Origin of the sequence: Nonomuraea sp. LPB2021202275-12-8 (assembly GCF_037044575.1) — a bacterium.
Taxonomy (GTDB): Bacteria; Actinomycetota; Actinomycetes; order Streptosporangiales; family Streptosporangiaceae; genus Nonomuraea.
The window spans coordinates 1-553 of sequence record NZ_JBAHWD010000148.1 but is presented as its reverse complement, the minus strand read 5'-3'; the positions used below and the strand labels follow the sequence as shown (position 1 = coordinate 553).

Genomic DNA, 553 nt, shown 5'->3' with positions numbered 1-553 from the left:
AGCGTTCGGGGCAGGCGTGCCGATGCAGGAGGGGTCATGCTCTGTATCGGGCGCGACGGTCCACGAGGTGACCTCCACTGTCGCCTCGGTGGGGCCGTAGCCGTTGACCAGGCGGCGGTTTCTGCCCCAGTAGCCGGCCAGATCGGGTGAGCACTCCTCACCACCGATGATCAGGGTTCGCAGGGAGGGCAGCTCGCACCGCGGCATGCTGGCCAGGACGCTGGGCGGCATGTGAGCGTGGGTGATCTCCTGCTCGGCGATGAACTCCGCCAGGTCGGCACCGTACAGCGAGCGGTCGGGCACCACGAGGCAGGCGCCCGCGAGGAGCGAGGCGGCGATCTCCGCCACGCAGACGTCGAAACTGGGCGACGCAAACTGGAGAACCCTGCTGGTCGCGTCGATGTGGCAGGTGGAGGTCTTGTGCGCGACCAGGCTGCCGATGCCGCGGTGTTCGATGACGGTGCCCTTGGGCTTGCCGGTGGAGCCCGAGGTGTAGATGACATACGCAGGATGGCGCGTCGTGAGCGGAACGGTGCGCTCCTCGTCACCGACG

Annotated in this window: 1 protein-coding gene; it reads right to left on the bottom strand. The window is 68.2% G+C overall.

Going from position 1 to position 553, the window contains the following annotated elements:
* The coding region (locus V5E28_RS49115) for an AMP-binding protein (protein ID WP_336217207.1) at window positions 1-553 on the bottom strand (553 nt) is incomplete at both ends.